Origin of the sequence: Halorientalis pallida (assembly GCF_004118325.1) — an archaeon.
GTDB lineage: Archaea > Halobacteriota > Halobacteria > Halobacteriales > Haloarculaceae > Halorientalis > Halorientalis pallida.
The window spans coordinates 166,872-188,981 of the sequence record NZ_RDFA01000003.1 but is presented as its reverse complement, the minus strand read 5'-3'; the positions used below and the strand labels follow the sequence as shown (position 1 = coordinate 188,981).

The following is a 22,110-nucleotide window of genomic DNA, read 5'->3' as shown; positions in this document are numbered from 1 at the left end:
CGTACGCGAGCACTCGTTTATCCGCCGGGTTTATGGAAAGCTACAACGAACGTCATCTCATGTCATCAATCGAACTCACGCCGAGTCAGAAGAACATCCTCCAGGAGCTGGTCAATCTCCACCGCCAGTCCGAGAGCGCGGTCAAGGGTGAGGACATCGCCGAACAGGTCGACCGGAACCCCGGGACGATACGCAACCAGATGCAGAGTCTCAAGGCCCTCCAGCTAGTCGAGGGTGTACCCGGTCCGAAAGGTGGCTACAAGCCGACCTCGAACGCCTACGAGGCACTGCAGGTCCAGAACATGGACGACGCAGCGGACGTACCCCTCAAACACAACGGCGAAGCGGTCCCGAGTGCCAACGTCGAGGAGATCGACCTCACGAGCGTCCACCACCCCGAGGAGTGCCGCGCCGAGATCAAGCTCCAGGGGTCGATCTCGGAGTTTCACGAGGGCGACACGATCACTGTCGGCCCGACACCGCTGTCGAAACTCCGCATCATCGGCACCATCGAAGGCAAAGACGACACCAGCAACATCCTCATCCTCACTATCGACGACATGAAGGCGCCCGTCGGCGACGTCGAGAAGTAACCGTCTGGGTCGACTCGCCGCTCGACCTCTTCGCTCCGTTCTACCGATAGAACGCCGGTCAGCTCTGGAAATTCCGGCAGCCGTCGCCGCTAATTCGTGAACCCCACCCACCGAAACGGGGACTCGTATAAAAACTGACGACATGGAGATGGCGATTTCAAAGCCTTTGTATCGGGTGACTCCTCAGGTGCGGGTATGACCGACGACGTCGTCGTGCTTGGCTCCGGCTACGCCGGTGCGGGCGCGATCAAAAATCTCGAATCGGAAGTAGGTAAGGACGCGGACATCACCTGGATCTCCGACGTCGACTACCACCTCGTTCTCCACGAGTCCCACCGCTGCATCCGAGACCCGAGCATCCAGGAGAAGGTCACGATCCCCATCGAGGACATCAAGTCCCCCAGCACGCGCTTCGTGCAGGGTGAAGTCACCGATATCCACACCGACGAGCGGACCATCGAGCTGGCCGACGACTCCGAGGTCGACTACGACTACCTGCTCGTCGCGCTGGGCTCTCAGACTGCCTTCTTCGGCATCGACGGGCTCGAAGAACACGCTCACACGCTCAAAGGGCTCGACGACGCGCTCGGCATCCACGAGGCCGTGAAGGAGGCCGCTCGTGAAGCCTCCCAGTCCGACCCCGCGCAGGTCGTCGTCGGCGGTGCGGGCCTGTCGGGCATCCAGAGCGCCGGCGAGATCGCCGGGTTCCGCGACGACCACCGCGCACCCATCGACATCCACCTCGTCGAGGGGCTCGACGAGATCTTCCCGGGCAACGACCCCGAAGTGCAGGGTGCGCTGCGCAAGCGCCTGGAAGCGCTCGACGTGAACATCATGACCGGCGAGTTCATCGGCGAGGTCGACGAGGAGACGGTCTATATCGGCGACGAGACCGAACTCGACTACGACGTGCTGCTCTGGACCGGCGGCATCACCGGCCAGGACGCCGTCGGCGACGTCGACCTCGAGAAAGACGAGCGCAACCACCGCATCGACACGGGCATGAACTTCCAGACCGAGGACGAGCGCGTCTTCGCCATCGGTGACTGTGCCCTCATCGACCAACCCGGCGAGAACCCCGCGCCGCCGACCGCCGAGGCCGCCTGGGAGGCCGCCGATCACGTTGGGAAGAACATGGCCCGCGCGATGCGCGGCCAGCCGCTTGAAGACTGGACGTTCAAGAGCAAGGGAACCGCCATCTCCGTGGGTGAGGACGCCGTCGCCCACGACGTGATGTTCATGCCGATGGAGACCTTCGGCGGTTTCCTGGCGCGCAACCTGAAGAAAGCGATCGCCGCGCGCTGGATCTCCTCGATCACCGGCCCGGGCCGCGCGATGAAGGCCTGGCCCGACATGTGACTACCTGTTGAGTCAGTATCACTAAGGCGCTCGGTCGACGACGCCCCGCTATGGAATCGTGGACGCCTCGCGAGGCCGCCCGGAACGCACCGCTCGTTTTCTTTCTCTCACTGGCCACCATCGTCCCGCTGGAGATGCTGGTCTTCGATTCGAGGGCGACCGTCCTCGAAGCGGTCGTCCGTGGGCTCCCCACCGCGACCGGCCTCGCCTTCGGATTCGCCTTCCTCCACCTCGCCCGCTGGCACTACGAACGGAAGGCAGTCTGAGCCGACGCGTCGGGGGCGCTACTTTTTTGTCATCCGTCCGTGAAGTCTGCACCGTCCGTGCCTCGCCGACCGAATCTGTCCGGGACGCTACCGGATATTCCGTTCCTGTCCCTCTTCAAACGGAAATTCCCGTTTACGATTCTCCTGATCGCCGGCGTCGGGTGGGTCCTCGTCACCAACGGTGTTCGGATCGAGGAGGTGTTCGGTCCGTCGCCGAGTCCGTTCAACCCGCTCTTTCACCTCTCGAACCAGTTCTTCCACGCGAGCCTCGACCACTATCGAGGGAACATGCTGGTCCTCGTCCCGCTCGGAGTCGTGCTGACGCTGTTGACCAGCGACAAACACGTCCTCGCCGTGGTCGTCGGGGCCGACGCACTAACGAGTTTCGTCTATCACGTCGGCTCCGGTCCGGTGGTCGGGTCCAGCGGGGTCGCGTTCGCCATCATCGGCGTGCTGATCGTCAGGACCGTCGGCGACGCCATGCAGAACGCGTCGATGGAGTGGTTGTTGACGATCATGGTCGGCCTGTTTCTCCCCTTCTTCCTGGTGTTGCTCGTCGTGGCCGTCGCCCTTCAGGGGGCCTGGGTCGCCCACTTCGGGCACCTGCTGGCGTTTTGTTTCGGCGGCATGTTGGCGGCCGCGTTCGTCGTCGTGGGCCACGCGAGCGACGACCGACTCGTGTTGTCGTGGTAGCCAGCGTAAAACCAGCCGACCGCGAGCCGACCGTTACGTAGCGTTCCATACTCCATCTAGCTGTAACTATCCATCCGAACGGTTGGTTCCAGGGACGACAGACATGTGACTATGGTAGCACATCGAGCCGGTACCCATCGGACACCTGTCGAATTCAGCTAAATATATTAAAAATATAAAATTTTAGTCGGGTTTCGGGCGGAACGTCGGCCGTGGAGCCCGAAAATCTCCCAGACATCGACCCGACGGCGCACAACAGACGAAAATTCCTGCAGCGAACCGGCGGCGTCTCGCTGGCGGCCATGGTGGGCATGTCCGGCGGCGCGTCGGCACAGGTGACGGAGGACGGCGAGTTCGAGAGCGACCCGTACTCGCTGGGCGTCAAATCCGGCGACCCGCTGCCGAACTCGGTGATCCTCTGGACGCGACTCGCACCGAATCCGCTCGAAGCGGACGGCGCGATGCCGAACGAGTCCTTCGAGGTGAACTGGGAAGTCGCGACCGACGAAGCCATGTCGGACGTGGTCACCTCGGGGACGGCGACGGCGAAGCCCGAACACGTACACACCGTCCACGTCGACGCCGACGGCCTGCAGTCCGACACGGAGTACTACTACCAGTTCGAGTGCCGCGGCGAGTCGAGTCCGGTCGGCCGGACCAAGACCGCACCCGAACCCGGCAGTTCGGTCGACGAGTTCCAGTTCGGGTTCGCCTCCTGTAACCGGTGGGCCGACGGTTACTTCACCGCGTTCCGGCGCATGGCCGAGGACGAACTCGACCTGATCGTCCACCTCGGGGACTACATCTACGAGTACGGCATCGACGGGCCGGCGACGCCCCGGAACCGTCAGCTCCCCCAAGCGTACAAGAAGGAGACGACTGACCTGGATACCTACCGCCTGCGGTATGCCCTCTACAACACGGACCCCGACATGCAGGCGGCACACGCCAGCGCCCCGTGGCTCATCACGCGCGACGACCACGAGGTCGACAACAACTGGGCCGGCGACGTGCCACAGGACCCGGACAAACAGAGTACCGAAGAGTTCGTCAAGCGCCGCGCCGCGGCGTTCAAGGCCTACTACGAACACATGCCCTTCCGGATGGCCCAAAAGCCCGAGGGCGCGAGTCAGAAGCTCTACCGGTACTACGAGTTCGGCGACCTGATCGACTTCAACGTCCTCGACACGCGGCACTACCGCTCCGACCAGGCCTGTGACGACGTGTTCAACAAAGTCGACTGCGAGGAACGCTTCGAGGAAGACCGTACCATCCTCGGGGACGCACAGGAAGCGTGGTTGCTCTCCAACCTCGCCGAGACCGAGACCACCTGGAACGTCCTGGCCAACCAGCTCCCCTTCGCCAAGATGGACTTCAAGCAGGGACCCGAAGAGGGCTACCGAACCGAGCAGTGGGACGGGTACGTCCCCGAACAGCGACAGGTCAAACGGGCCTTCGAGGAAGACGCCAACAACCCGGTCGTCATCACCGGCGACTTCCACTCCCACTGGGCGAACAACCTGATCAGCGCGAAGTCCGGCTCCGACGAACCCGTCGGAGCCGAGTTCGTCGGCACCTCCATCGCCTCCGGCGGGGACGGAGCCGACATGGACGACTTCGGCCGCTACGTCGTCACCGAGAACGACAACGTCGAGTACTACAACAACCGTCGCGGCTACGTCCGCTGTACGGTCACGCCCGAGGCGTGGACGACGGAGTTCCAGGTCGTCGAGTACGTCGAAGAACCCGGCGCTCCCGCACGGACGGACGCAGTCTTCCAGGTCGAAGCCGGGCAACCCGGCCTGCAGCCAAAACACCCGAAAGTCCTGGCAGACGCGGTGGCCGTCGGGAACGGCAAGACCGGCACGGCCGAACTGACCGCTCGCTGGCTCGACGAGGGCCTCGCCGGCGGTTCGGTGACGCTCTCGCTCTCGAACCCCGAGGTCGCGACGATCACCGACGCCTCCGTCGTCGACGCCTTCGGCATGGCCGAGGCGACCGTCTCGAGCGACGGGTCGTCGGCGACGCTCCGGTTCGCCGACCTCGACAAGAACGTCCAGTCGGTCGTCGCGGGGACGGACACCCCGCTGGCGACTCTAGACGTGCGTGGTGACGCCACGGGCACGACCGATCTCGAGGTCGCTGTCGACCGGCTGAACGACGAGGCCGGGTCCGACCTCCAGGCGACCACGGACGTGGGCGTCGTGGTCGTCGGTCCGCCGCCAGTCGGCGGTGGCGACGCACCGCGCGACCCCGACAGCGACGGCCTGTTCGAGGACGTGAACGGCAACGGCCGGCTCGACTACAGCGACATCGAGACGCTGTTCGAGCACTTCGACGACGACAGCGTCCAGCTCAACAGGGCCGCCTACGACTTCAACGAGAACGGCAAACTGGACTACGACGATATCGTCACGCTGTACGACGGCATCAACTGAACGTCGTCGAGCTCGTCCGCTGACCCCCACGTTCCCTCTCCCTTTTCATTCGATCCCTAGCCCCGCGTGCCACTCGCTCGCGCCCGATTCGGCCACCCGCTCGTCCATCTTCGCCAGCAGGTGTGTCGCGAGGCTCGCGGTCTCGGCGGCCCGCCGCTCGCCCTCGGTCCGGAACTCGCCGGTGACGCGGTTGGCGTAGACCGAACAGACCGCGCCCGCCCGCAGGCCGTAGACGCTCGCCAGCGTCAGGATGGCGCTGGCCTCCATCTCGAAGTTCAGCACGTTCGCCGCGCGCAACTCCTCGACGAGCCCGTCGCTCCCGCGAGCCTCGAACCCCTCGAAGCCGGGCCGGCCCTGTCCCGCGTAGAACGAATCCGTCGAGCAGGTCAGACCGACGTGGTAGTCGTAGTCCAGCCGCTCGGCGGCGGCGACGAGGGCGGCCACCACGGCGTGATCCGCCACGGCAGGGTAGTCCTCGCGGACGTACTCGTCGCTGGTCCCCTCCTGCCGGACCGCGCCACGGGTGATCACCAGGTCGCCGACTGCCGCCTCCTCGTGGATCGCACCGCAGGAGCCGACCCTGATCAGCGTCTCGGCGTCGACCCGGGCGAGTTCCTCGACCGCGATGGCCGCCGAAGGACTCCCGATGCCCGTCGACGTGACCGAGATCGGAGTGCCTTCGTAGGCACCGGTTGCCGTCCGGTACTCGCGGTGTTCGGCTACCTCCTCACTGTGATCCCACGTGTCGGTCACCTTCGGGACGCGCTCTGGATTGCCCGGTAGGAGCACGGTGTCGGCCACGTCCTCGGGACCGACTTCGAGGTGGTACTGCTCGTCGTCGTTGGGGTCTTCGCTGTCCATACCTACTTCCCCAGCGTCTCCGCGCTGATGGCGTCGGGCAACAGGTCGCCCAGTCGGTACTCGCTCGTTCCGTCGCCCTCGTCACAGACCACGACGAGGTCGTCGTCGCAGAACTCCACGAGGGTCTGTCGGCACATCCCGCAGGGCGTCACGCCGTCGCGTTCGCTCGACGAGACCGCGAGGCGGTCGAACTCGCGGTGGCCGGCCTCGACCGCTTTCCCGACGGCCAGTTCCTCGGCGTGGAGACTGTTGCTGTAGTTGGCGTTCTCGATGTTACAGCCGGTGAACACGGTGCCGTCCGCGGCCCGGAGTGCGGCGCCGACCCGGTACTCGGAGTACGGGACGTGGGCGTCCGTCCGTGCCGACTGCGCACGCTCGACCAGATCCTCCATGCCAGGGGCCGACGGGGCGACCGGACAAATACTCTCCCCCGGCTCCAGGGTGAGAACTGACGGGCGATTTATGAGGTCCTATTGACAATGGACGAGCATGCGGTACACGCGCTCGCTCTATCGGTCGCTGGTGGGGACCTACGTCGCGCTGGTGGTCGGGCCGTTGGCAGCCGCGCTGGCGGGAGCGTCGGGCGTCGTCGATCCCTGGATCAGCCTGGCGGTCGCCGCGGTGGGCGGCGGCGGACTCGGGTACTGGATGGGCGGCGGACTCGACGTGGAGCGGTTCGCCACGTCGCTGGCTCTCGCCGTCCCACCCGTGGTTCTGCCGCTCGGGTACCTCGTGTGGATCATCGCACTGCTCGCGCACAATCCCGGCATCAGTCCGCTGACCCTGCTCGTCAGACCCGCGACCCTCGGCGTGCTGGCCGTCGCACCGGCCGTGGCGCTGGTCGAACTGGGCACGCGCTCGGTGACGGTCGCCCGGATCGAAGCCGCCACGGTCCTGCACAGCTTCCAGACCCGTCCCGACAGGCGGGAACGTCTGACCACCTACGGCGCGCTGGCCGTCGGACTGGGCGCGATCGCCGGCCTGCTCGGCGTGCTGGTCCTGCTGGGGCAGGCGTCGATCGCGATCGTCCTCGGGACGCTCGTGGTCGTGCCGCTCGCGCTGGCCGTCCTCCGATCGGACGACCGGACCGTCGTCGTCACCGACGCCGGACTGGCCGTCGACGGCGAATTCACCGGCTGGGAGGAGGTGGAATCGTACGCCGTCGCCGACGATTCGCTGGTCGTCCGGCCGCGCGGGTGGTTCACCGACGTGTACCGACTCGACCTCTCCTCGGGGCCCGACCCCGATCAGTTACAGTCCACCTTCGAGAACCACGCCAGCCGCTAGTCGACGGCGCGTTCGACGGTCGCGACCGCCTGTTCGATCAGTGGGTCGACCTCGTCGCTCTCCGCGTAGACCCGGATGTACGGTTCCGTCCCGCTGGGTCGGACCAGTATCCAGGACGCGTCGGGGAAGGAGAGCCGAACGCCGTACTCTGTCTCGACGCTGGCCTCCGGGAATCGGTCCGGGAGGCTCGTCTCCAGGGACGCCATGGCCGCCGACTTGGCCGCGTCCGGGCAGTCGACGTTCGCCTTCCGGTAGGGCCGCTCGGTCACCGGGTCCGTCAGGTGGTCGAGCCCCGACGCCGCGACGAGTCGCGTGACGACGGCCGCGCTGACCACGCCGTCGATCCAGTCCCCGAAGCCGGTGTGCACGTGTTTCCACGGTTCGGCGGCGAAGACGACCTCGGTCTCCGGGCCGCCGGCGGCGCGGGCCGCGGCCAGTCCTTCGTGGAGGACACCCAGCGCCGTCCGCTCGACGCGGCCGCCCGCGGTCTCGACCCGTTCGTCGATCCGCGCCGACGCGTTCGGCGTCGTCACCACCACCGGGTCACCGGCGTCGCTCGCACGGACGTACCGTTCGGCCAAAACTGCCAGCACGGTGTCCTCGTGGACGACCTCCCCCGTCTCGTCGACCACGACGATCCGATCGGCGTCGCCGTCGTGACCGATGCCGAGATCGGCGCCACCGTCCGCCACGAACCGTCGGAGGTCCGCCAGGCTCTCCGGCGTCGGCTTGCTCTCCCGCCCGGGAAAGTGACCGTCGACGGTCGCGTTCAGTGCTCGCACGTTCGCGCCGAGTGCCCGGAGGACCTCCGGTGTCGCGACGCTGCCCATCCCGTTGCCACAGTCGACTGCGACCGTCAGTCCGTCCGGGGCCGTGCCGAATGCCTCGGCGTAGCCCGCGACGGCCTGGCGGTATCGCTCGAGGACGTCGAGGTCCGTGGCCCCGCCCCAGGCGTCCCAGGCCACCGGATCGGACCCCTCGGTGACGCGCTCTTCGATCCGTCCCTCGGCGTCGTCGCCGTACTCCTGCCCGTCGACGAACAGCTTCAGCCCGTTGTCGGTCGGCGGGTTGTGACTGGCGGTGACCATCACGCCGCGCCGCCCTCGCGAGGCGTAAGCGAGCGTCGGCGTGGGTACTTCGCCGATCAGCCGCACGGTCGCGCCGCCGCTCTCCAGGCCGGCCGCGACGGCCGCGGCGAGCGCCTGACTCGTCTCGCGCCCGTCGCGGCCCAGGACGAACTCGTCGCCGTCCGCCGCCGCCGCACGGCCGACGGACAGTGCCAACTCGGGGGTCACCCGCTGCTGGACCGAGCCGCGTATCCCAGCCGTTCCGAACAGTTCCATAGCTATCGAGAGCGGGGACACGCACTTAGAGGCAGGCGGTCCGCTCGCGTCCCCGGACCGCTCAGAGTTCGACGCCGGAGGGGATCAGCGAGTGTTTCCGGAGGAGACTGCCCTCGTCGTCGTAGACCAGGAGCGTCCGCTTGTCGGTCGCGTAGCGGTCGCCCCCGGCCACGTCGATCTCGAGGCTGTAACAGCCGGGCGCGTCGCTCTCTTCCTGCCCGTACGCTTTCGCGGCGTCGACGAGTTCGAGGATGTCCGTTGCGTCGGCGTTGACTTCGAGCACGAAGTCGCCGGTCAGTCGTTCCGTGATGGCGAGCACGCCGTCGGCGTCGGGATCGTCGACCGGCGTCTGGAAGCGGAAGGACAGATCGAGGTCCGTCCCGGGTGTCAGGCGCGTCTCGAGTTCGTCCGACGGGCCGTCGTACTCGACGTGTACCGTCGGCTGCTCGACCGGATCGTCCCCGCCGTCGCGCAACTCGAGCGTGAAGTAATCGCGCCTCATTCAGTGTTCCTGCCTACGTCGTCCGAGCCAATGAACGTAACGCCTGTTACGAGCGACCCCGACGGGCTCCCCCGCGGCGTGGGGATTTTTGACGGATGCGTTCGGGAGGGCTGGTATGGTCTGGGTGAAGTCGGAGTACGCCGAGGAACTCGCCGTCCTGTCGGCCTGGCTGAGTGCGCTCATCCCGTGGTCGATCTCCGTCGCCATCGGCGAGATCCAGGGGGGATCGCTGATCGAGTTTCACTTCCCGTTCCTGTTGATCCGCGTCCTGCTCGGTATCGACGTGCCCGGGCCGAATCCGCTCATCATGCCCCCCTGGGAGGCCATCGGCTACTACAGCGGTGCGCCCGGCCCGCTCCCCTTCGCCGTCTGGACCGTCGGTGCCGCCGTCGTCGGTCTCGCCGTCCTGTTGAGCCTCGCCATGTACGTCTTCGAGGACCGATTCCGAGCGTCCCGCCGGGACCCCGTTCGGATCATGGGCGGCCTCCTGCTGGTCGCCGCCGTCCTCCACACCGTCGCCAGCGGCTTCCTGCAGTTCGGTGCGCTCCCAATCGCCGGCCTCGCGGCCGACGCGTTCCCCGGCATCCTGTTGCCCGTCGGCGTCGTCTTCCAGTTCGCCTTCGCGTACACCCTGCTCCGGGTCGAACGTGTCGACGACCCCGAGGTCGACACGGCCGATTCCGACGCGGAGTCCGACAGTCCCGATGCCGACGGGACGACCGAGGAGTGAGTGCTGTTTCCGCCCGGAACCTGTCAGCTTCCGCGATCAAACGGGCGGAAACGAGATGCGAATTTAAGTAAGTGGCTCCGTAAGCGCCAGTAAGCATTCGCCAGATGGCGAAGTCCAGCTATGGCAGGGAAGGACGCCAGCGCCGGTGACGACGTCGGTGAGTCGAGAGTCGAAGAGGTACGCCGCTGGCTCTCTTACACCGCCGACCTGCTCCGGGGGACGACGATCCCGGTCCAGAACTACGACCCGGACAAACACGAGCGGCTCATCGCCTTCTCCGGCCTGCCAGGCTACGAAGAGACCGACCGCTACTGGCTGAACGTCCCCTTCTCGTTCGTCTCGATCAACTACGACCACGAGGACGACAAACACCGCTATCACGTCGTCGAACCCGAACTCGACGAACTGGAGGCCGACCTGCTCGACCGGTTGGCCGAGGACATCCGCGAACCGCTGTTGTACCGCGAGGACGTCGCCGACGACCCCGAGGCGGCACTGCGCGAGGAACTCCAGGAACGCCTCGAAGAGTACGGCGTCGACATCGGGCTCGAATCGTACTACCGGCTGTTCTACTACCTGCATCGACGGTTCCACGGGTACGGGCAGATCGACCCGATCATGCACGACCCGCACGTCGAGGACATCTCCTGTGACGGGCCGAATCTGCCGATCTTCGTCTACCACGACGACTACACCGACGTCGAGACCAACGTCACCTTCGAGAGCCAGGAACTGTCGAACTTCGTCATCCAGCTCGCCCAGCGATCGGGCCGGCACGTCAGCGTCTCCGATCCCGTGGTCTCGGCGACGCTGCCGGACGGCTCCCGGATCGAGCTGGCGCTCGGTGAGGAAGTCACGCCCCGTGGCTCCGCGTTCACCATCCGGAAGTACGCCGACGAACCGTTCACGCCGATCGACCTGCTGGAGTACGGCACCGCGAACCTCGACATGCTCGCGTTCCTCTGGTTGTGCATCGAGAACAACCGGTCGCTCCTCTTCGCGGGCGGGACGGCGGCGGGCAAGACCACGTCGATGAACGCCGTCTCCATGTTCGTCCCGCCACGGTCGAAGGTGCTGACCATCGAGGACACCCGCGAACTGTCGCTGTACCACGACAACTGGCTCTCGTCGGTGACCCGCGAACGGCTGGACGACGACGACATCACGATGTACGATCTGTTGCGCTCGGCGCTCCGGCACCGGCCCGAGTACATCATCGTCGGCGAGGTCCGGGGTGAGGAGGCCATCACGCTCTTCCAGGCGATGAACACTGGGCACACGACGTTCTCGACGATGCACGCAGACTCCGTCCAGACCGTCATCAACCGGCTGGAGAACGAACCCATCAACGTCCCTCGACCGATGGTCCAGTCGCTTGACGTCCTCTGCGTGCAGGTCCTCACGCGCAGTCAGGGCGAGCGCGTTCGCCGGATGCGGACCCTCGCCGAGATCGAGGGGATCGACCAGCGGACGGGCGAACTGGACTACTCGAACACCTACTCCTGGCGAGCGACCGAGGACCAGTTCTCCGACAGCGGGAGCGACCTGCTCGACGACATCCGCGAGGAACGGGGCTGGACCCAGTCCGAGTTGCTCCGCGAGATCAGGAACCGCAAGCGATTCCTCAAGTACCTCCGTGACGAGGGCGTCGACGACTACCGGCGGTTCACGGCGATGGTGAACAAGTACTACGCCGACAGCGACGAAGTCCTCGACCGGATCGAGGACGCCGGCATCGAAGTGGAGTCCTGACATGGTCTCGCCGCTCTCGTTCGTCCCGGCGCTGCTCGCGCTCGGTCTCGGTGCCCTCCTGATTTCGGCCGGATCGAGCGGGTCCGTCAACAAGCGACTGACCCGGATCTCCCGGGGTGTGTTCGGGCGGTTCGTCGACGACGACCGGATCGAGCGGAAGGAACTGTTGCAGTCCGCATACGTCCCCGAGACGTATCGCGCCTACGCGGCCAAGACGTACTTCTACGCGGTCGTCCTCGCGGTTCTGGGCGGCATCGTCGGCGGGTACGTCGTCGTCGGGTTCGTCCTCGCGGTCCCGCTGATCGGCGGTCTGCTCGCGGGGCTGCCCAACACGATGACGGCGGTGCTGGGACGCCCTTCGACGTGGTCGCTCGAACTCGCCCCGGACGTGTTCCTCGCTGTCGCCGTCGTCGGCGGCGTCGTCTCGGCGCTCGTGTCGGGTGCACTGGCGTTCACGATGCGGTGGCAGCTCCTGGCAAGTCGTGCCGAGGCACGGCGGCGGCGGATCAACGAGAGCCTGGCCCGGACCGTCGCCTTCCTGTACGCGCTCTCTCGCGGCGGGATGCCGTTCCCGGTCATCATGCGAACCCTGGCGGACAACAAGCGGATCTACGGGGAGAGTGCCCGCGAGATGTCCGTCGCCGTCCGGCAGATGGACCTGTTCGGCACCGACATGATCAACGCCATCCGTCGGATGTCCAAACGGACGCCCAGCGAGGAGTACAAGACGTTCAGTGAGAACCTCTCCTCGGTCCTGCAGAGCGGACAGAGTCTCCCGCAGTTCCTCCACGATCAGTACGAGCGCTACCAGGAGGAAGCCGAGGAACGACAGGAGGAACTCCTCGAACTGCTGGCGACCATCGCCGAGGCGTACGTCACCCTCCTCGTCGCGGGGACCCTCTTTTTGATCACCGTCTTGCTGGTGTTCGGCCTCACGACGACCGACACGCTCGGCATCCTCCAGTTGCTGGGCTACCTGGCGATCCCGCTCGCCAACGTCGGGTTCATGGTGTTTCTGAACCAGCGTCTGGAACTGCTCGGGATCGGGAGCGACGGCACGTCCATCCCCGACGAGTCCTCGCTCATGCGTGGCGGTGCCTCCTTCGAGGGTGACGTGCCCGCGGCCGACGGCGGCCACACGAACGCACTGACCCACAACTTCGATCGCCTGACCGTCTACGACCGGCTGCAGCGGTACAAGCGCGTTCTCAACGCCCCCGTCGAGACCGTCCTGCGGAACCCGACGGCACTGCTGTACGTGACGATCCCGCTCGCGCTCGTCGTCACTGCCCTGCGCCTCCCGGCCGCGCTCACCGGCGTCGGCGTCAACGTCCGCGTCCTCGACGACCTCGTCATTCAGGGCCTCCTGTTCGTCCTCGGGACCTACGCCGTCGTCCGGTTCGTCCAGCAGCGCCGGCTCGGACGGGTCGAGGCCGCCTCACCTGAGATGCTCGAACGACTGGCCAGCCTCAACGAAGCCGGCATGTCCGTCGTCGAGAGTTTCAACCGCGTCCGGGGGAGCGATCTCGGCGCACTGACCGACGAGATCGAACGCATCTGGGCCGACATCAGCCTCGGGGCCAACGTCGAGGACGCGCTCGTGCGGTTCGGGACGCGCGTCCGGACTATCCCCGTCACTCGCGCCGTGACGCTGTTGACCAACGCGATGCGGGCCAGCGGGAACATCGGGGCCGTGCTGCGGATCGCCGCCACGCAGGCACGCGCGGACCTGCGGATGAAACGCCAGCGCCGCCGGCAGATGCTCACCTACCTCGTCGTCATCTACGTCGCGTTCCTCGTCTTCCTGGTCATCATCGTCGCCGTCGAGGAAGTCCTGGTCCCGAGTCTGCCGAACAACGTGCCCACGCCCTCCTCGAACAACCGACTGGGGATCGACCCGAGCCAGTTCACCCGTTTCGGCAGCGTCAACAAGGCCGCATACACCCTCGTGTTCTTCCACGTCGGGATGGTCCAGGCGTTCTTCTCCGGTCTCGTCGGCGGGCAACTCGGTGAGGGCTCGATTCGGGACGGGGTCAAACACGCCGCCATCCTGCTGACCGTGGCCTACGTCGTCTTCGTGTTGCTGTCCTCGCCCGTCGCGTCGATGAACATGGAGGCCCAGTTCGGCGGCAAGGCCGAGGTGAACGTCGAGTCCGCCTCGCTCTCCCAGGGCGGGTTCGTCGTGGTTCGGCAGGGCAGTGCCGACGGGAAAGTGATCGGCGTGAGCGAGTACCTCCCCGCCGGGACCTCCGAGGACGTCACCATCCAGCTCGACAGGGAGATAGACGACGAGGAGACCATCGTTCTGGTCCCCCGCATGGACACCGACGAGGATCAGACCTACGACGAGACCGACGGCACCGACACGGTCTACCCACCGGGCGTCGAGGCCAACCGGGTCGAGTTCACCTTCGGCTAACGCAACCGTCTTGAGCCACGGCCGGAAACGCCAGCCATGGACGACGACCCGGCCCGCGCGGGCGTCCGGGACACCTACGACCGGATCGCCGCCCACTTCTCGGCCACTCGCGAGTACGCCTGGCCCGAAGTCGAATCCTTCCTCACCGACCGGACCGGGACGCTCGGCCTCGACGTCGGCTGTGGCAACGGTCGCCACGCCGAACTGCTGGCCGACCCGACGGATCGAGTCTGTGCCCTCGACGTGAGTCGCGGCCTCCTAGAGGAAGCCCGCGAGCGCGTCGCCAACACCGACGTGAGTGACACTGTGGGGCTGGTGCAGGGCGACGCGTCTTCGCTCCCGGTCTCGACCGGAACGGTGGACCTGGCCGTCTACGTCGCGACGCTGCACCACCTCCCCAGCCGCGAATTACGGCTGTCGAGTCTGGACGAACTGGCTCGCGTCCTCGCGCCCGAGGGTCGAGCGCTGGTCAGCGCCTGGAGCACGGCACACGACCGGTTCGACGCCGAGGCGGGGTTCGACACCACGGTGGACTGGACGCTCCCCGGCGGCGAGCGTGTGCCGCGGTTCTACCACATCTACAGCCCCGACGAGTTCCGGGCGGATCTGGACGCGAGTGGGCTACAGCCGGTCGAGGTGTTCGTCTCCAGCGGGAACTGTTACGCCGTGGTCGCCGACGGCGAAAGGAAAGCCACATAAATTGGCACGCGGAACTGTCTGGTGTCACCTCGCGCCGCGGCGATCCAGCCTGGATCACTGGCGCGCCCGGTCGGGGCGACGTTCGAGCGGTCAACCTACACACGCGGCGATGGTCTAGTGGTAGGACCTGAGCCTTCCAAGCTCATGGCCCGGGTTCAAATCCCGGTCGCCGCACTTCTGTCTCGAACAAGACGTGAGCGACGAACGCGGTCGGAAGCGATTTGAGTTCTGCCCGTCGCGCACGAACAACTACCCGCGACCGACGACGCGGAAGAGCAGGAGTTAATCGGTTCTACGCCCTAGCTGCCGACGCCGAACCGACGATGTCACGGGATACCGAGTCGGCGGAGACAGAAGGAGAGACTCAGTCAGAAAACACCGACCCGAGCTGGGCCGGCTTCGACAGGCAACTGCTCTCCGACCTGTTCGTCAACGTGGTCCCCATCGCCATAATCGCGGCGTTCGTCGTCATGTTCGGGCTCTTCTCGTCAGGAGGAGAGGGGGGTGATCCGCTCCTCCTCTTCCACGGGGCGCTGATCGGCGGGGTCGTCCTCGTCAGTATCGTCGCCGGGTGGGTCATCAGCGGCGAGGATAGCCCGCTCGAAGGGAGTGTGGCGGGCGGGTACGATAGCGAGTCGGATCGGGAATGAGATCGACTGGCGTCAGTCGTGCACGATTACTCCACCAGCCGCCACCCTTCTCCTGACGCCGCGGCAACGTCGCGGCGGACCATCTCGGCCATCACCTCGTCGAAGCGGTCGGGCTGGGCGATCTCCATCTCGATGCGCTCGATACCGTGGACTTCCCGGAGTGCGCCGCGAATCTCGGTTTCCGTGACGGTTTCGCCGTCGGCTTTGCGCATCACGTCGGAGACGAGGTCGATCATGTCCTCGACGAAGTTCCAGGGGTAGACGACCCAGGTCCACTCGGCGAGGCGTTCGCCGACGAAGTCGGGTTCGAAGGAACTCGTGCCCAGCAGCTGGAGAGTGGCGGTCCGGACCTCGTGGCAGTCACGATCCGTCACGTAGTCGAGGGCGCGGCTGATGGAGCCACCGGTGTCGGCGATGTCGTCGACGATCAGGACGTCCTTGCCCTCGACGGAGCCCTCCGGCATGGGGTAGCGGACGGTGGGTTCGTCGGATTTCTCGGCCGCGCCGACGTAGTGTTCCATCTTGAGGCTCGTCAGGTCGTCGAGGCCGAGGAAGTCACAGCAACAGCGGCCGGCGAACCAGCCGCCGCGGGCGAGCGCGACGACGATGTCGGGCTCGAAGTCGGCAGCTTTCACTTGGTCGCTCACGTCGCGACAGAGGCCGTAGATGTACTCCCAGTTCGTGATCGTACAGTCGAATTCATCCGGCAGGTCGGACACGAGTGGTCACCGTTTACCCCCCGGAGCGCCGAGAACTTGAATGTCACCGCCTGCGCTGTGGCTCCGGCCGCCGCGACCGCCCACTCAGCGTTCGACGTCTTCCCAGGTATCGGACGTGATCCGCGCGTCGGTTCGGTCGGGGTAGTATATCGAGAGCCGGCCGTCTTCCTCGGTGGCTTCGAGGTCGGGCGCGTTCTCCTGGCCGGTGTCCCGAGCGGGCTGGACCAGCGGGACCGACCGGTTCTGGAACGTCGTCTGTGTGTCGTCAGTGGCACCCTCCTCGTCCCGGGTCGCCGGACGGAGGCGGCGGGACTCGGCGACGTCCGCTTCCTCGACGACGAACGCCGACGCGAGATTCAGCGACGGGAACACCGAGAGTCGCCTGCGCACGCTGCCGAGGGTAGACCGTACGAACCCGACCACCGCCTCCCGAACCGACGCGCCGGCACCCGGTTCGTCCGCGTCCGGGGAGTCGCCTTCGAAGGGCTGTTGGGTGGGCGTGTTACCCATACCCAAAGATACGGCCGCCAGTACTAAACGGTTGTGTCGGGGTTGGTCACCTCTCCGAGCGACAGCATTATGTCCCGGTGCTCCGTGCCCATTCCACACCGTGACGAATCAGGGGAGCCTGGGCGACGACGCCAGCGACCGCGTGCAGGTCCTCGACGATGCCGGCCACGTCTTGGAGGGCGCATCGGTGCCCGACCTTCCGGACGAGCAACTCGTCGAGATGTACCGCCAGCTGTGGCTCGCTCGCCACTTCGACGAACGAATGATCAGCCTCCAGCGACAGGGACGGATCGGGACGTATCCCTCGCTCGCCGGCCAGGAAGGGGCCCAGATCGCTTCGACGCACGCCATGGCCGACGAGGACTGGATCTCCTTCCAGTACCGCGAACACGGGGCCGTGATCGTTCGCGGTCTCGAGCCTGAGTACCTGCTCTACTGGATGGGCCACGAACGGGGCAACGAGTGGCTCGCCGAGAAGAACGTCTTCCCGCTGAACATCTCCATCGCCGGCCACCTCCCCCACGCGACGGGGATGGCCTGGGCCGCCAAGCTCAAGGGCGACGACCGGATCGTCACCTGTCACTTCGGCGATGGCTCGACCAGCGAGGGCGACTTCCACGAGGCACTGAACTTCGCCGGCGTCTTCGACGTCCCGGCGATCTTCTTCTGTAACAACAACCAGTACGCCATCTCGCACCCGCGCGAGCGACAGACCGCGAGTCCGACCATCGCCGGCAAGGCCGACGCGTACGGCATCGACGGCATCCAGGTCGACGGGATGGACCCTCTCGCCGTCTACGAGGTGACTCGCCAGGCCGTCCGGAAGGCCAGGGACCCGGCCGACGAGCAGTGTCGGCCTACGCTGATCGAGGCTGTGATGTACCGTTTCGGCGCGCACACGACCGCGGACGACCCTTCGGTCTACCGCGACGACGAGGAGGTCGAGGAGTGGAAAGAGCGCGACCCGATCCCACGGATGGAGACGTTCCTCCGGCAGCGCGGCCTGCTCGACGACGAGCGGATCGACGCGATTCAGGAGGCGGCCCGCGAACGAGTCGCCGACCTGATCGACGCCGCCGAGGAGTTCGAACCCGATCCGGGGCAACTGTTCGCCAACGCCTACGAGTCCGACACGCCCCGGATCCGCGAGCAACGGGAAGCGTTCCGAGCGCTCCGGGAGCGCCACGGGGACGAGGCGTTGTTGGAAGACGAGTGAGTCAGTCGGTGGGTGCGGTCTCCACACCATCGGCGGGATCGACCCGGTAGAGGACGAGGAAGGCGACCGTCGCGAGGGCGATGAGGGCGCTGGCGGTCCAGAACGCGACGAACACGTCGGTGTAGTCCCACAGCGTGCCGACGGTCACCGGCCCGACGACCTGTCCGACTTTCCAGGCGATGGAGCGCAACGACATGCTCCCGGCGACGGCGTCGAACTGTTCGCCCTCCTCCACGAACAGCGCCATGCTCGCTGGCAGGCGGATGCTGTCCGCGATGCCACAGACGCCGAAGGCGACGAACAGCGGGAGGAAGGCTGGCGGGAGCGTGGCCGCTCCGGCGGCCCAGGGGATCGGGACCCTGACCGTCGGGACGACCCCGGCCGCGAACTCCGCCAGCGGGATCAGTGCCGCACCGAGTGCGTACAGCATGGCCCCGACGAAGACGAAGCGGTGTTTCCGGCCGATCCGGTCCGTGAGGTCGCCGACGTACCCCTGCGAGAGCGCCTTCGTCAGCTTCCCGCCCGCGAGGATGCCACCGACGAACAGCGCCGACATGCCGAACCCGGTCCGGGCGTAGATCGGGAGGAAGATCAGCACGGCCATCTTCCCGAAACTGAGGCCGAGTCGGAAGATGACGAGCGCGCGGACCGTCGTCCGGGCGAGCAACAGGCGGAACGTCTCGACGCTCCCCTGGTCGTCGGGGTCGGCCTGTCCGCCAGGATCGTCCCGGAGGTGCCGGTAGACCAGCAGTCCGGACAGGAGCGTGACGCCGCTCAGGACGGCGTAAGTGAACGTGAAGCCGTAGAGAGTCAGCAGCAGGCCGCCAACTACGTCGCCCGCGAGGCTGGAAAACGCGCCGACCTGATTGTACGCACCGAGCCACCGCCCGCGAGCGTCCTCTGGACCGATCTCGCCGACGACGGTCGTGCCGGTGATCCAGAGGATGCTCGCGCCGAGTCCCTGGAGAATCCGGACGAGCAGGACGTGTTCGACCGCCGAGACGAGCGTGAAGCCGACGAAGGTGACGACGTTGATGGCCAGGCCGACCAGGAGGATGCGCTTGGCGTTGTTCGTGTCCACGTACCGCCCCAGCGGGAGGACGATCAACAGTTGCGTGACGGCGAAGACGGTTCCGAACAGGCCCTCGACGAACCCGGAGGTCGAGAACAGGTCGGCGTACAGTGCCAGGGCGATGATGATCGTCGAGTAGGCCTGACTCCGCGCGAAGGCGGTGCTCGCGAGCGCGCGAAACTCGGTGTTCCATAACAGTCCCAGCGCACCACCAGCGTCGTCGCTCACGGTCTCGCTCGGCACCCGCGGGAATAATGGATTACGTCTCGCCGCCAGTTTGTGGCGCGGTCGCACCCGGATTTATGAGGCTGCCACGACCTCCGTCGTCTATGAGCGTGGCTCCGTACGATCACTACCGTGTCGGTTCCGACGCTCCGGTTCCGGCCGGCGTCTATCGCGTGGTGGGACTCCCCGACGGGTCGGTAACGCTCCTGCTGGTGGCAGACGAGAACGGTCACCGTCGCGCTACCGGCTGGATCGAGACGGTCGACCGTGACGTCGTCGACACGTTCGAACCCGCCGAGAACCCAGACAGCGGGTTCGACCCGCGGAATCTGGTGGAGGGAATCGTCCTGCAGTTCAAGCTGCTCTACTGGAAGGTACGGTAGGGTCGGGCGCTACAACTCGATGCGCTCGACGATCTGGTCGTCGTCCTCGTGGGCGTTGAGCGCGACGATCCGGAGGCGGTCTTCGAGTCCCGAGCCTCTGACCTTGGCCTTCAGGAGGTTGTCGACCTGGTAGACGCCGGCGGCGTTGGTCATCTCGATTTCGATGAGAACCGCGTTGTCCTCGCCGGGGTGGAGCGTGACTGCCTTGATCGCCTGACTGGAGACGGTGTTGATGCCGCGGCCGCCGCGTTCGTAGGGGATGCGCGACCGGCCCTGTTCCATGTCCAGTGCGTCCGCGACACGGAGGACGCCCGCCTCCAGGGTCAGCGGGTCCTCCTCGACGTGGTGACAGAGGATCGCGTGCAGGACCTCGCCTTTCGTCCGGACGATGTCGGGAACGTCGTAACCCAGATCGGGGAGGATGCGGTCGAGCAGATCCGCCGCGAGGGGGATCGAGTAGTAGGGGTGCTGGTCGCGGTGGACGACGTGACCGATGTCGTGCAGGGTCGCCGCCAGCGCGACGATGACCGGCTCGTCGGCCTCGGAGAGGCCCTGCTCCGTCGCACCGTTGAACTCGACGCCCTCGCCCTTGAGGAGGTCGTAGAGACAGAGCGCCCGGTTGCGGACGATCTCGACGTGTTTCTTGCCGTGGTCGTTGTAGCGTTTTCGTGCGACCGGGTTGACGTTCTGTGCTTCCAGGTACGCCGTGATCTCCTCGTCGTCCGCGATGTATTCGAGAGTCTCGGTCAGCCGCTCGTCGGGGAAGTTGTGGTCACCGTCCACGTCGTACACGCGGCCGTCGCCGCTCGAGCCGCTATCGCCGCCGCTGGTGGCGTCACTCATGCCCGTATCGTCACGTGCGACGGAGAAAAAGACTCGGGGGCGACGGGCCGATCAGGCGTCGGCGGCGGCCGATTCGACCTCGTCGTAGTCGGGTTCGACGCCGGGGTCGTCGCTGACCCACGCGTAGGTGACGTCGCCGTCGCCGTTCACCACGAAGACGGCGCGCTTGGCCACGTCGTGGACGCCCAGGTCGGCGAAGTCCATGCCGATGCCGTACTGGTCGATGACCTCCTTGTCGGCGTCGCTGACGAGGCCAAAGTCCAGATCGAGTTTGTCGCGGAACTCGTTGAGGGCGAACGGGGAGTCGACGCTGATGCCGTACACTGTGGCGCCCACGTCCTCGAAGTCGGCCAGGCGGTCCTGGAAGGTGTTCATCTCGTGGGAGCAGACGCTCGTGAACGCACCGGGGAAGAAGCACAGAACCAGGGGTGCGTCGTCGAGGTTCTCCGAGAGTGTGAACTCGGCGATGTCGCCGTTCGCGAGCGGTGCAGTGAAGTCGGGGGCTGCGTCTCCTTCGTCTACCATGACAACAACCCCTTCGGACGGGGGTGGGATTACTGTTGTGCCATCGACCTGCCGCGAGAGCGCCCCTGCGGCCGGTGTCGGGATCTGGGGCTGAGCAAAAAGCCTATAATTAGCCTCCGGTTATGCAGAGGTACAGATGATCCCATTGTTCATCCCAGGGGCACCCGGTGGGCCGGAACTGCTGGTGATCCTGCTCATCGCGATCCTGCTGTTCGGCGCGAACAAGATTCCCGAACTCGCCCGGTCGTCCGGGCAGGCCATCGGCGAGTTCCAGAAAGGCCGTGAGGAGATCGAAGAGGAACTCGAAGAGATGAAAGATCCCGACGTCGGCTCCGACTCCGACACGTCGGCCGACGCCGGCAGCTCGGTCGGCTCCGAGGTCGACTCCGAAGTCGAATCAACCAGCGAGACTGGCACGGACACCACGAGCAGCTAGACGCGCTCAGTTCAATTTTCCGGCCCGCAACCCGCTTCAGTCTCGACGCCGCCGACCGTGGCGGGTGCGGGTCCCTCCCTCTCGTGAGCACCGACCCGGCCGTTCAGGCCTGCGGATCGTTCCCGCACTCGCGACAGGTGAAAGAGAACTGCCCGTCGTCGGTGAGGCCCATCCCGTGGTCGGTCTCCTCCTCGCACTCGGTGCAGTACACCAGGGCGTCGAGTTCGTCCCAGTCGTGGCGGGAGTCGGGCGCGCCGATTGCGAACCCGCGGACCAGGTCGTCCGTCTCGTTGCCCCCGGTCTGGTACTCGCCCGGCTCGAAGCGGATACAGCCGTCTTCCGGTACGTCGACGACTTCTTCGGGCGTCTCGAAGGTGGCCGTGCCTTCGAGGATGTAGAACAGTTCCTCCTGATCGTGGTGGCGGTGCATGCCGCCGGAGAACGACTCGCCGGGCTGGAGCTCGAAGTAGTTGAACGCGAAGTCGGTCGTCCCCAGCGCGTCGGAGACGGGTTTGCGGACCGAGTGGACGCCCAGCGGGTTGTTCTCGATGCGAACGTCGTCGAGTGCGACTTTCTCCATAGCAGGTTC

Annotated in this window: 24 protein-coding genes and 1 tRNA gene; 15 read left to right on the top strand and 10 right to left on the bottom strand. The window is 66.2% G+C overall.

Annotation, left to right across the window (positions count from 1 at the left end):
• The first annotated feature begins 59 nt into the window (after window positions 1-59).
• The 5 genes from EAF64_RS09645 to EAF64_RS09625 all read left to right on the top strand — a co-directional run bounded on the left by EAF64_RS09645 (window position 60) and on the right by EAF64_RS09625 (window position 5,349).
• Window positions 60-593 (top strand): Rrf2 family transcriptional regulator, encoded by a 534-nt coding sequence (locus EAF64_RS09645; RefSeq protein WP_129068773.1) that lies wholly within the window; start codon window positions 60-62, stop codon window positions 591-593.
• 195 nt (window positions 594-788) lie between these two features.
• Complete coding sequence (locus EAF64_RS09640) at window positions 789-1,952, top strand: NAD(P)/FAD-dependent oxidoreductase (protein WP_129068772.1); 1,164 nt, start codon at window positions 789-791, stop codon at window positions 1,950-1,952.
• 50 nt (window positions 1,953-2,002) lie between these two features.
• The gene (locus EAF64_RS09635; protein ID WP_129068771.1) at window positions 2,003-2,218 is read left to right on the top strand and encodes a hypothetical protein; all 216 of its coding nucleotides are present in this window, start codon (window positions 2,003-2,005) and stop codon (window positions 2,216-2,218) included.
• Between the two features lie 57 nt (window positions 2,219-2,275).
• Complete coding sequence (locus EAF64_RS09630; protein WP_129068770.1) at window positions 2,276-2,911, top strand: rhomboid family intramembrane serine protease; 636 nt, start codon at window positions 2,276-2,278, stop codon at window positions 2,909-2,911.
• Between the two features lie 212 nt (window positions 2,912-3,123).
• Window positions 3,124-5,349, top strand: coding sequence for an alkaline phosphatase D family protein (locus EAF64_RS09625; RefSeq protein ID WP_227738931.1), 2,226 nt, complete (start codon window positions 3,124-3,126; stop codon window positions 5,347-5,349).
• Window positions 5,350-5,394: 45 nt separating this feature from the next.
• On the opposite strand, the gene EAF64_RS09620 is transcribed toward EAF64_RS09625, so the two are convergent.
• Window positions 5,395-6,210, bottom strand: coding sequence for a nucleoside phosphorylase (locus EAF64_RS09620; protein WP_129068769.1), 816 nt, complete (start codon window positions 6,208-6,210; stop codon window positions 5,395-5,397).
• 2 nt (window positions 6,211-6,212) lie between these two features.
• A complete protein-coding gene (gene cdd, locus EAF64_RS09615; RefSeq protein ID WP_129068768.1) occupies window positions 6,213-6,602 on the bottom strand; it encodes a cytidine deaminase in 390 nt (129 codons plus the stop codon).
• A gap of 97 nt (window positions 6,603-6,699) precedes the next feature.
• On the opposite strand from cdd, the gene EAF64_RS09610 reads away from it, so the two are divergent.
• A complete protein-coding gene (locus tag EAF64_RS09610; RefSeq protein ID WP_129068767.1) occupies window positions 6,700-7,497 on the top strand; it encodes a hypothetical protein in 798 nt (265 codons plus the stop codon).
• Here the strand turns inward: EAF64_RS09610 and EAF64_RS09605 are convergent.
• Together EAF64_RS09605 and EAF64_RS09600 are read right to left on the bottom strand one after the other, a co-directional pair.
• Window positions 7,494-8,840, bottom strand: a complete 1,347-nt coding sequence (locus EAF64_RS09605) for a phosphomannomutase (protein ID WP_129068766.1) — start codon at window positions 8,838-8,840, stop codon at window positions 7,494-7,496. The genes EAF64_RS09610 and EAF64_RS09605 overlap by 4 nt on opposite strands.
• A gap of 61 nt (window positions 8,841-8,901) precedes the next feature.
• The gene (locus tag EAF64_RS09600; RefSeq protein ID WP_129068765.1) at window positions 8,902-9,342 is read right to left on the bottom strand and encodes a DUF5793 family protein; all 441 of its coding nucleotides are present in this window, start codon (window positions 9,340-9,342) and stop codon (window positions 8,902-8,904) included.
• Window positions 9,343-9,457: 115 nt separating this feature from the next.
• Here EAF64_RS09600 and EAF64_RS09595 point away from each other — a divergent pair, with 115 nt between their 5' ends.
• From EAF64_RS09595 to EAF64_RS09570, 6 genes are all read left to right on the top strand, one after another.
• Window positions 9,458-10,072 carry a DUF7549 family protein gene (locus EAF64_RS09595; protein WP_129068764.1) on the top strand — a complete coding sequence of 205 codons (615 nt, stop codon included), beginning with the start codon at window positions 9,458-9,460 and terminating at the stop codon, window positions 10,070-10,072.
• A 120-nt stretch (window positions 10,073-10,192) separates the two neighbouring features.
• Window positions 10,193-11,824, top strand: a complete 1,632-nt coding sequence (locus EAF64_RS09590) for a type II/IV secretion system ATPase subunit (protein ID WP_129068763.1) — start codon at window positions 10,193-10,195, stop codon at window positions 11,822-11,824.
• A 1-nt stretch (window position 11,825) separates the two neighbouring features.
• Window positions 11,826-14,243 carry a type II secretion system F family protein gene (locus EAF64_RS09585; protein WP_129068762.1) on the top strand — a complete coding sequence of 806 codons (2,418 nt, stop codon included), beginning with the start codon at window positions 11,826-11,828 and terminating at the stop codon, window positions 14,241-14,243.
• 36 nt (window positions 14,244-14,279) lie between these two features.
• Window positions 14,280-14,942 (top strand): class I SAM-dependent methyltransferase, encoded by a 663-nt coding sequence (locus EAF64_RS09580; RefSeq protein WP_129068761.1) that lies wholly within the window; start codon window positions 14,280-14,282, stop codon window positions 14,940-14,942.
• A gap of 103 nt (window positions 14,943-15,045) precedes the next feature.
• A tRNA-Gly gene (locus tag EAF64_RS09575) sits at window positions 15,046-15,116 on the top strand.
• 149 nt (window positions 15,117-15,265) lie between these two features.
• Window positions 15,266-15,592 (top strand): DUF6684 family protein, encoded by a 327-nt coding sequence (locus EAF64_RS09570; RefSeq protein ID WP_129068760.1) that lies wholly within the window; start codon window positions 15,266-15,268, stop codon window positions 15,590-15,592.
• Window positions 15,593-15,618: 26 nt separating this feature from the next.
• Here EAF64_RS09570 and EAF64_RS09565 read toward each other — a convergent pair whose 3' ends face one another.
• The gene (locus tag EAF64_RS09565) at window positions 15,619-16,311 is read right to left on the bottom strand and encodes a phosphoribosyltransferase (protein ID WP_129068759.1); all 693 of its coding nucleotides are present in this window, start codon (window positions 16,309-16,311) and stop codon (window positions 15,619-15,621) included.
• 84 nt (window positions 16,312-16,395) lie between these two features.
• Window positions 16,396-16,821, bottom strand: a complete 426-nt coding sequence (locus EAF64_RS09560; RefSeq protein WP_129068758.1) for a hypothetical protein — start codon at window positions 16,819-16,821, stop codon at window positions 16,396-16,398.
• A gap of 100 nt (window positions 16,822-16,921) precedes the next feature.
• Between EAF64_RS09560 and pdhA the strand changes: the two genes are divergently transcribed.
• The gene (pdhA, locus tag EAF64_RS09555; RefSeq protein ID WP_227738930.1) at window positions 16,922-18,037 is read left to right on the top strand and encodes a pyruvate dehydrogenase (acetyl-transferring) E1 component subunit alpha; all 1,116 of its coding nucleotides are present in this window, start codon (window positions 16,922-16,924) and stop codon (window positions 18,035-18,037) included.
• Between the two features lies 1 nt (window position 18,038).
• Here pdhA and EAF64_RS09550 read toward each other — a convergent pair whose 3' ends face one another.
• Complete coding sequence (locus tag EAF64_RS09550; RefSeq protein ID WP_129068757.1) at window positions 18,039-19,337, bottom strand: MFS transporter; 1,299 nt, start codon at window positions 19,335-19,337, stop codon at window positions 18,039-18,041.
• Between the two features lie 101 nt (window positions 19,338-19,438).
• Between EAF64_RS09550 and EAF64_RS09545 the strand changes: the two genes are divergently transcribed.
• Window positions 19,439-19,717 carry a hypothetical protein gene (locus tag EAF64_RS09545; RefSeq protein ID WP_129068756.1) on the top strand — a complete coding sequence of 93 codons (279 nt, stop codon included), beginning with the start codon at window positions 19,439-19,441 and terminating at the stop codon, window positions 19,715-19,717.
• Window positions 19,718-19,726: 9 nt separating this feature from the next.
• Here EAF64_RS09545 and EAF64_RS09540 read toward each other — a convergent pair whose 3' ends face one another.
• A complete protein-coding gene (locus tag EAF64_RS09540) occupies window positions 19,727-20,560 on the bottom strand; it encodes an HD domain-containing protein (RefSeq protein WP_129068755.1) in 834 nt (277 codons plus the stop codon).
• A 51-nt stretch (window positions 20,561-20,611) separates the two neighbouring features.
• The gene (locus EAF64_RS09535) at window positions 20,612-21,085 is read right to left on the bottom strand and encodes a redoxin domain-containing protein (protein ID WP_129068754.1); all 474 of its coding nucleotides are present in this window, start codon (window positions 21,083-21,085) and stop codon (window positions 20,612-20,614) included.
• Window positions 21,086-21,221: 136 nt separating this feature from the next.
• On the opposite strand from EAF64_RS09535, the gene tatA reads away from it, so the two are divergent.
• Window positions 21,222-21,521: a twin-arginine translocase TatA/TatE family subunit gene (tatA, locus tag EAF64_RS09530; RefSeq protein WP_129068753.1), complete on the top strand. Its 300-nt coding sequence runs from the start codon at window positions 21,222-21,224 to the stop codon at window positions 21,519-21,521.
• Window positions 21,522-21,624: 103 nt separating this feature from the next.
• Here the strand turns inward: tatA and EAF64_RS09525 are convergent, their stop codons facing one another.
• On the bottom strand, window positions 21,625-22,101 hold the full coding sequence (locus EAF64_RS09525) for a cupin domain-containing protein (protein WP_129068752.1): 477 nt from the start codon (window positions 22,099-22,101) through the stop codon (window positions 21,625-21,627).
• Window positions 22,102-22,110: the final 9 nt, after the last annotated feature.